Raw genomic sequence first — 8,509 nt, 5'->3', positions numbered from 1 at the left:
ATAGAAACCGTTGCTTTCACAGACTGTCCCAGGATAATGATGTCACAGAATGTTGTCATCTAGGATGTCTTTAGAGGCCATGAAATTGCCAGAAAATTTCACACAGGGATTTTCTTTTTTTAAAAGCTCTTGATTGAGGGGCTTTTTTAATTGGCCAGAGGATTTTTTTTATATGTTGTTAATAAGAAGATGGTTCCGGGCCTATTCTAGATATCGTATTTATTTTTTTCCTTTATTAATTCTTCTTTTCCCTTTTATTTGTTATCCTTTTCTCTCTAGTTTTCAAAAAAAATATAGCGGTATTGTTTTTGCTACAATTTCTTCTTTGGGCTGGTTTTTCGCTGTTCGGTATAGGGAAAATCAATTAAAAACAGCGGCGAAACATCTTTTGCAGGCTAAAATTCGGAAACTGACAGAAAATAATGAAGGTTTGCGTCAAATTCGCATGTCCCTTGAGGAACGCCAACAAGAGATAGAACAATTAAAATCTCAAAATCAAAAACTTTTAAATCAATTGTTTCATATACAAGGGATTTTTTCTAAAACTAAAAATGAAAATCAGCAGTTAGAAATCTATGCTTCTCGATTAAAAGACGAGAATCAACAACAACAAATACAACTACATACTCTTCTTCAGCAGTATAAAGAGAAAGAAGAAGAGAGTGTAAACTTGAGCCGTGAATTGGCAGAAATGACATCGTATCAACAAGCTTTAAATGATGAATATCAAGCAACTTTTGTAGAGCAACATACTATTTTAAATAAGAGGCAAGCCTACATCGCTAAATTAGAAAGCAAAGTTCAAGACTTAATGTATGAAATTCGTAATTTATTGCAGTTGGAATCAGACGCTTCTGATTTACAATCTCAAGGAGGATCTGTTTTAGTAAGAGATTTACCATCTCAATTATCTAATGAATTAAAAAAAATAGCATTTAAAATAGAAAATATAGAGGTGGCATCATCTTTAACGGCCTCTCGTTACATGAGTACAGAGTCCACGATTCACAATTATGCTTTAGAATGTAGAGAATTATTTGATAACTTAAGAGAAGAAAATCTAGGCATGTTATTTGTATATGCTCCTCAATCTCGTCGTGCCGTTTTTGCTAACTCATTATTTAAAACATGGACGGGTTATGGTATTGAAGATTTTTTTGAAAATGATGGTGTTGTTATCTCTGGAACTAGGCAATGGGAAACAGATCTTCAATCTCATGCAATAAAAGAACGGTGTGGTAAGTTAGTTGTAAAAACAAAAGCACAAGGACCTCTCCCTTTCTATTATTGTTTAACGCCTTTAAATAAAGGGCCTCTCTATCATCATATTTTAGGGGTTCTCTATCCAATAAGAAAGGGAGTTCTTTAAAAGAATAAAATTTTATTTTGTTCAAAATACTTAGTAAAAATCCTAGATTTCCTATTTTTCTTTGGCTAAACTCTTGCCCAGGGTGATAACCATTTTTATTTTGTCATAAGCAGTAAACACATGAATATAGATAGCCAGGCAACAGAAGTTTCTTCAGAAGAAGAAACTAAAAAAAAGCTAGAGGAGCTTGTGTCTCTTGCTAAAGAGCAGGGCTTCATAACATATGAAGAAATTAATGACATTTTACCTATGTCTTTTGATACGCCCGAGCAAATAGATCGGGTATTAATTTTCTTAGCAGGAATGGATATCCAAATCCTGAACCAAGTCGATGTTGAAAGACAAAAAGAAAGGAAAAAAGAAGCTAAGGAATTAGAAGGCTTGGCGAAGCGTACAGAAGGAACCCCAGATGACCCTGTACGCATGTATTTAAAAGAAATGGGAACAGTTCCTCTTCTCACAAGAGAAGAAGAGGTTGAGATTTCTAAAAGAATAGAGAAAGCTCAAATACAAATAGAGCGAATTATTTTACGTTTTCGTTACTCAACAAAAGAAGCTATTTCCATAGCACATTATTTAATCAGTGGCAAAGAGCGTTTTGATAAAATTATCTCTGAAAAAGAAGTTGAAGATAAGGCCCATTTTCTTAAATTGCTTCCAAAGTTGATAGGCTTATTGAAGGAAGAGGATTTATATTTAGAGACTCTTCTTTTGTCTTTAAGACAGCCAAATTTGTCAAAGCAAGAAATCGCCAAACTTAATGATGATCTAGAAAAGTGTAGAATTCGTACGCAAGCTTATCTTCGCTGTTTTCATTGTCGTCACAATATAACAGAGGATTTTGGAGAAGTAGTATTTAAAGCTTACGATTCTTTCTTACAATTAGAACAACAAATAAATGATTTAAAAATTCGCGCAGAGAGAAATAAATTTGCAGCAGCCAAACTTGCATCTGCTAAGCGTAAATTATATAAGCGAGAAGTTGCCGCAGGAAGAACTCTTGAAGAATTTAAAAAAGATGTACGGATGCTACAGCGCTGGATGGATAAAAGCCAAGAAGCTAAAAAAGAAATGGTAGAATCCAATCTTCGTTTGGTTATTTCTATTGCTAAAAAGTATACAAATCGAGGCCTTTCTTTTTTGGATCTCATTCAAGAAGGAAATATGGGGTTGATGAAAGCTGTTGAGAAGTTTGAGTATCGTCGAGGCTATAAATTTTCAACATATGCAACCTGGTGGATTCGTCAAGCAGTAACTCGAGCTATTGCAGATCAAGCACGAACCATTCGTATTCCTGTACACATGATAGAAACTATCAACAAGGTTTTACGTGGCGCAAAAAAACTTATGATGGAGACTGGAAAAGAGCCTTCTCCAGAAGAATTAGCAGAAGAGTTAGGGCTAACTCCTGATCGTGTTCGGGAAATTTATAAAATTGCTCAGCACCCAATTTCTTTACAGGCAGAGGTTGGAGAAGGAGGCGAAAGTTCTTTTGGAGATTTTCTTGAAGACACAGCTGTTGAATCGCCAGCAGAAGCTACTGGTTATTCTATGTTAAAAGATAAGATGAAAGAGGTTTTGAAAACTTTAACAGACCGAGAGCGGTTTGTTTTAATTCATAGATTTGGTCTTCTTGATGGTAAGCCAAAAACATTAGAAGAAGTCGGTTCTGCTTTTAATGTGACTCGTGAACGTATACGCCAAATTGAAGCAAAAGCTTTAAGAAAGATGCGTCATCCAATTAGGTCTAAGCAGTTAAGAGCTTTCCTAGACTTATTAGAAGAAGAAAAAAGTGGTCCTGGTAAAATTAAGGGCTTAAAAGCTAAATAAGTTAATAATTCTTTTAATTAAAAATAAAGCCTCCCTTTTTTATGAAGAGAGGCTTTTTTATTTAGACTTCTTGAGAAGATAAGGCTTCAACAGGAGTTTCTGCTAAAGTAGTTTTAGATTTCGAGGTCGGGGTATTGTCCATTAGGCGCTTTTCTATTTCATGGAGTAACTTTTTATTTTTCTTGAGTTCTTCGCGAACAAATTCTCTTCCTTGTCCAAGTTTTCTATCTTGATAATTAAACCAAGAACCTTTCTTTTCTATAATATTTTGTTCAACGGCAAGATCTAAAATACAACCTGCAGAAGAAATTCCTTCATTGAAAAGTATATCGAATTCAGAAATTCTGAATGGAGGTGCAAGTTTGTTTTTTGCTACTTTGACTTTGATTCTATTTCCTATATCTGTGTTATCGCTGCTTTTTATAGAACCTATGCGGCGAATATCCAAACGAATAGAAGAATAAAATTTTAAAGCTCGACCTCCAGTTGTTGTTTCTGGATTTCCGAAGCTCACACCTATTTTTTCTCGAATTTGATTAATAAATATTGCACAAGTTTGGCTACGAGCAAGAGTTGCTGTTAATTTTCTTAGAGCTTGAGACATCATACGTGCTTGTAAACCTACATGAATATCTCCGATATCACCTTCTAATTCACTTTTAGGAACCAGTGCTGCAACAGAGTCTATAACAATAACGTCAACAGCTCCAGATCGAGCGAGTAATTCTGCAATACTTAAAGCATCTTCTCCACAATCTGGTTGAGAAATCATTAAATCATCAACATCAACACCAATAAGAGCTGCATAACTGGGATCAAGAGCATGTTCTGCATCAATGTAAGCTGCAATTCCACCTTTTTTTTGTGCATTTGCAACAATATGAGTTGCTAGAGTTGTTTTCCCAGAAGATTCGGGGCCAAAAATTTCTACGATGCGGCCTTTAGGAACACCTCCTATGCCTAAAGCTAGATCTAAAGACAGAGCTCCAGTTTTAATAACAGAAATTTCATGAGTAGCGGAGTGTTTTCCTAAACTCATTACGGATCCTGAGCCAAATTGCTTTTCTATATAAGCAATGGCTGCTTCTAAAGCTTTTTTCCGATCGGGTAAACTCATACGATGGTTCCTTTTTTCATACTCTTCAAACACTCGTCTGTCATTGAGCTATTTTTAAACAGAGAGCTTAAGAAGACTTTTGTAACGGATTAAGAATCTTGTAGTTTATAAAAGATACTTCTTAAGAGGTGTAGCTGGTTATAACGCCTGAAGATAGCGTAAAATACTGAAGAAAGAAGAGTATCGATAGTACAAATTCGTAGGTGTTGTATTAAAATGAGAGTCATAAGAATCTTCGAAACGTCTCCCCTAGCCTTTGATTGCCATCATACATAGAGTAAGGGTTATTGACAATCGTCTCCTGAACTTTCAACTCATTACAAATAGAGGTTTTTATTAAGAGTATTAACATAAAAAGAGCTGGGATAGAGGAACATCGTGAGATTCTTTAATTAATTCTTCTACCTGTTGTTCTAGATAGCCGATACCAATGGAAGTAATATTTGGTTGTTGAGAAAGCCAACGATCATAAAAACCTTTGCCATAGCCAAGACGGTTTTTCTTACGATCAAAAACAAGTCCTGGAACTAAGACATGGGTAAGTAAATTTGAGGGTATTAAATTTAGTTTGTGATTAGAAATATCTTTAGGGTGAGATAACAATGAAAGTTCTTGAGAAGAAGAAACAAGATTAGGGAATAATAGGTTCCCTTGTATTCTTGGTAAGGCTAGGGTAAATTTTTCTAAAAGAACATGATTTGCTAAAACCATGTTAATTTCAGAGTTAAAGGATAAAAAAGACATAACAAGACTTCCTGGAGGAAATTCTTGAACAAAGGACGCTACGATTTTTGATGCTTGGATTTTGCGCTCTTTCGGTAATCGTTGACGAAGGTCAGAAAAAGTTTTCCGTAATAACTGTTTTTTCGTTTGAAAGGTTGTCATTAGCTAGTTAACAAAAGGTTTCCCATCTTGGTAGGATATTTTTTTTGTAACAGTTCCTGAGTTAGTAAAAAAGGTTGCTGTACCACAACCTTTCTCTACTTTTGTATATGGAAAAAGATCTTCAGGGCGGAAATATTCTCCTTTGATTAGAAAATCATTATCATATTCTTCTGCAGCCATAATCTGACCTCCAGGATAATATACTGTAAGTAAGCCTGATTTTTTATTATTTATAAGCTCTTTGCTGCTTTCTAGAGCGCCGTTGGGATACCAGCTTTTTATTGTGCCTTGTAAAAGACCTTCATGCCAATTAAGAGATAATTTTGCTTTTCCTGTTTCAAGAAAAAAGAAAATTTCTTCTCCTTCTTTTTGATCGTTTACTAAGGAATATGTTTGTAAAATGTTTTTTCCAGAATTGTTATATAGAGTAACTTTGCCATGAGGTTTTCCTTGATAAAAGGCTATTGTTTTGACAATAGCTTGTTTACCATAAATAGCTTGTAAACCTTCACCTCTAGATATTATTGAGAACTCTTCTTTAGTTTGAGGATCTAAGTAAGTCCCTTCCATTAGCAAACCTTGATCGTATTCTTCTAGGGCAAGTTCTTCTCCAGTTTTTTCATCATAATACAAAGCTTGTCCGTGCTTTTCTCCATTACTATAATTAAATATTTTCAATAGAGCTCCTGAAGAAGCATAGGTTAAAAACTCTCCATGAGCACGTCCCTTTTTATAAGAGTGTGTTTTCCAAACTTTCTGATTAGAATGGTAATATTGAGAAGTTCCTTCTAAAAATCCTTTCTCATATTGGATACAGGCCTCTAATAAGCCTTCATCATTATAAGCAAGCGTTTCACCATCAAATAACCAGCTGGATTCTGCAGAAGGATGAAGATCAGCTATTCCTCCGATAACCTCTGCAAGAATCTTAATTTTTCCATTAGGATGCCACTCTCGGTATTTTCCATACGCACGATTATTAAGACATTCAAGATATTGTTTGAGTTGGCCATTAGAATGGTATGTTGTTAAACAGGAAACCTGGTCTCCTCGTTTATTTTTATACATCCTCATGACTTTCTGGTATGGTTGAGAAGCAAGAAAGTCTATTTTGGCATATTTTTTTAGTTTTTCTTTGGAACAGATAGTTTCAGATAAGCCATTTCTATCCACAATATTAATTCCTGTAAGAGTAAGCTTTTTGTAAGCTTCAGTACTGTATGCTGAAGAGTTCACAAGAATTAATAATAAAAAAATATAAAAAGATTTTTTTATAGACATCGATTTATCGCCTCTGCTTGTACTAGCCAAACTTCATTTTTTAAAGGTGTTATTTGTTTTGTCATTTCCCAATGAGTAAAGAATGCTATTGGAGCTTTTGGGTTTTTAATAGGGTTAAAGAGATGAAAAACAGCAGAGATGTCATCGTTATTCATTTCTATAGGTTTCAAAAAACTAATAGATATGAGATCGGAGTCTATTTTCTTAAAAATCCATTGAAGTTGAGACGTTTTTGTTAAAGTTTGTTTCCTAGCCCATACTTCTTTACTTTGAGCTATGAGAGAGTTTTTAGAGAGAGAATTTAGTCTTAGGATTTCTTGTTTCAAGAGAGGGATTTTCTGGCTTTCTTCGGAAAATTTCTCTTCACAAAAGTTTTCGCGGTTGTTTATTAGTAAATTGTTTTGTTTCAGTATGGTCTTATTAAGATCTCGTGCGACTTTTAATGTTAAAATTTTATCGTTTAGAGTTTCCCAGCGTTTAACTGTATGAAGATGTTTGACTACAACTAACCCTATCGGAATACTTCCAAGGAGACAAAATCCACTAAGAATAAAAAAAGACTTCCTCAATTTTTTCATAAAATCTCCTGGGATGAGAGGTTAAATCGTAGTTCGAAGGTATGAGCATCTTTTTGTGTTTCGGAGACATGATGTAATTTAGGGTATTTTGAAACTCTTTTCAAAAATTGTGAGACTTCTTCAGAAGAGCCTTGACCTGCGAGTAAAATTTCTGCTGTGTAAGGACAAGTTGGATTTTTCTCTGTAGGGAAATGTGTAAGTTTGTATGTAAAGTGGGAAAATTTAAGCGTTGAATAGTTTTGACCTAAAGCCGCAAGAAATTTTAAAACTTGCTCACTTGTAGCAATTGTTGGTTGATACGGATAGGTCGAAGGAATCTGAGTTTCTATAGTTTTTAAGAGATTTTCTGCTGCGTTCAGAGATTTAGGAAAAACAGATTCTTCAGGACATACAAGATTATAGAGTTTCTTAGTGTGGTTTGATAAAATTTTTAGTTTAATAGTAGAGCCACAGGTAATAATCAAGGTAGATAGCAGGGCGAGCTTACTAATAAGTATTGTTATTTGCTTTAGCCAATGTTTGTGTGCTTCTGGAGTTGTTTTTGTCTCATAACGAAACTTAAGGGTCTTTCTGGAGGCTCCATGTAGAGCTGTTGCAATAGCGTCATCATATTCTTCCCAATGTGTTAGAAGATGAGAGGGAATAAGTGGACAAGGAGTGAGAGGTAAGTCTTGTTTTTGTATAAGGGCCTTTTTTAGAGCTTCAGACCCTTGAGCAAAATGTATTGTCGTTGGAAATGCTGTTGGAAAAGTTTCTTTTATGTGTTGTAACGTTGCATAGATATCTTCACAATTTTTTTTCGCTGATTTGTTAGAAAGAGATCGAGACAATAAAACTGCTTTATTTTGAACACATAGGCATATGGTTTCTTCTGATTTCGAATATACAAGAAAATAGTTTGGAAGTTTTTTGAGAAAAGATTGTTCTGCTAGGAAAAAAAGATCTGTGGATCGGCACGAGATAATAGAAGGAAAAAGTTGAGATTGTGCTAAAGAAGAGAGTTGCTTTTGGATCACATTTTTTTGAGAGATCCATAAAGTTGTAATTGTTTCTTTCTGTGTTGTGGGAGTTAATTTCGGCAGAATAACTAGAGATTCCCATGGAAGAGCTGAGTTCATGCCAAAGTTTGTTAATGCAACTTTTAAAATATTTTTTTTGTTTTTAAGTGTGGAGGAGGAGCTTTTCGTAAGAACATCTGACCCTTGAAGAGAAAATGTCATGGGAGATGTAAAATATTTTTTTGGAATCAAAGCTTTTTCGTTTTCTAACAAACTTTGACAAAAACAGACAATCCATCCTTTGCAAGTTTTCTGCAAAATTGCTATTTTAGTAGTATTATTCCCGTCTTTTGTTACCCCAATGTGGTATATAGGTAACTTAATCGTATCCATAGTGAGAGTATCTTAAAGATAAAGGAAACTATTTTAATAGATAAATGGGTGTTTTTCA

7 protein-coding genes are annotated in these 8,509 nt (G+C 34.5%); 2 read left to right on the top strand and 5 right to left on the bottom strand.

Going from position 1 to position 8,509, the window contains the following annotated elements; genetic code table 11:
• Positions 1-172 precede the first annotated feature (172 nt).
• Together JMS40_RS01300 and JMS40_RS01295 are read left to right on the top strand one after the other, a co-directional pair.
• Positions 173-1,369: a hypothetical protein gene (locus JMS40_RS01300; protein ID WP_201456475.1), complete on the top strand. Its 1,197-nt coding sequence runs from the start codon at positions 173-175 to the stop codon at positions 1,367-1,369.
• Positions 1,370-1,489: 120 nt separating this feature from the next.
• Positions 1,490-3,199 carry an RNA polymerase sigma factor gene (locus tag JMS40_RS01295; RefSeq protein WP_201456474.1) on the top strand — a complete coding sequence of 570 codons (1,710 nt, stop codon included), beginning with the start codon at positions 1,490-1,492 and terminating at the stop codon, positions 3,197-3,199.
• A gap of 61 nt (positions 3,200-3,260) precedes the next feature.
• Here the strand turns inward: JMS40_RS01295 and recA are convergent, their stop codons facing one another.
• From recA to JMS40_RS01270, 5 genes are all read right to left on the bottom strand, one after another.
• The gene (gene recA, locus JMS40_RS01290; RefSeq protein ID WP_201456473.1) at positions 3,261-4,316 is read right to left on the bottom strand and encodes a recombinase RecA; all 1,056 of its coding nucleotides are present in this window, start codon (positions 4,314-4,316) and stop codon (positions 3,261-3,263) included.
• Positions 4,317-4,661: 345 nt separating this feature from the next.
• Entirely contained in the window at positions 4,662-5,201 is a 540-nt protein-coding gene (locus tag JMS40_RS01285; RefSeq protein WP_201456472.1) for a 5-formyltetrahydrofolate cyclo-ligase, read from the bottom strand.
• Between the two features lie 3 nt (positions 5,202-5,204).
• The gene (locus JMS40_RS01280) at positions 5,205-6,482 is read right to left on the bottom strand and encodes a toxin-antitoxin system YwqK family antitoxin (RefSeq protein ID WP_201456471.1); all 1,278 of its coding nucleotides are present in this window, start codon (positions 6,480-6,482) and stop codon (positions 5,205-5,207) included.
• Positions 6,473-7,060: a hypothetical protein gene (locus tag JMS40_RS01275; RefSeq protein ID WP_201456470.1), complete on the bottom strand. Its 588-nt coding sequence runs from the start codon at positions 7,058-7,060 to the stop codon at positions 6,473-6,475. Before JMS40_RS01275 ends, JMS40_RS01280 begins: the two co-directional genes overlap by 10 nt.
• Complete coding sequence (locus JMS40_RS01270; protein WP_201456469.1) at positions 7,057-8,451, bottom strand: hypothetical protein; 1,395 nt, start codon at positions 8,449-8,451, stop codon at positions 7,057-7,059. The genes JMS40_RS01275 and JMS40_RS01270 overlap by 4 nt, the downstream gene beginning before the upstream one ends.
• Positions 8,452-8,509 lie beyond the last annotated feature (58 nt).

The sequence above is a fragment of the Chlamydia sp. 17-3921 genome, from assembly GCF_902705545.1.
Lineage (GTDB): Bacteria > Chlamydiota > Chlamydiia > Chlamydiales > Chlamydiaceae > Chlamydia.
Note: the sequence above shows the minus strand (reverse complement) of the source record. Positions and strands in the feature narration are given on the sequence as shown.

Coding starts and splice junctions, on each gene's coding strand:
- JMS40_RS01300 (WP_201456475.1), top strand. CDS start 173: ATGTTGTTAATAAGAAGATGGTTCCGGGCCTATTCTAGATATCGTATT.
- JMS40_RS01280 (WP_201456471.1), bottom strand. CDS start 6,482: ATGTCTATAAAAAAATCTTTTTATATTTTTTTATTATTAATTCTTGTG.
- JMS40_RS01275 (WP_201456470.1), bottom strand. CDS start 7,060: ATGAAAAAATTGAGGAAGTCTTTTTTTATTCTTAGTGGATTTTGTCTC.
- JMS40_RS01270 (WP_201456469.1), bottom strand. CDS start 8,451: ATGGATACGATTAAGTTACCTATATACCACATTGGGGTAACAAAAGAC.
- JMS40_RS01285 (WP_201456472.1), bottom strand. CDS start 5,201: ATGACAACCTTTCAAACGAAAAAACAGTTATTACGGAAAACTTTTTCT.
- JMS40_RS01295 (WP_201456474.1), top strand. CDS start 1,490: ATGAATATAGATAGCCAGGCAACAGAAGTTTCTTCAGAAGAAGAAACT.
- recA (WP_201456473.1), bottom strand. CDS start 4,316: ATGAGTTTACCCGATCGGAAAAAAGCTTTAGAAGCAGCCATTGCTTAT.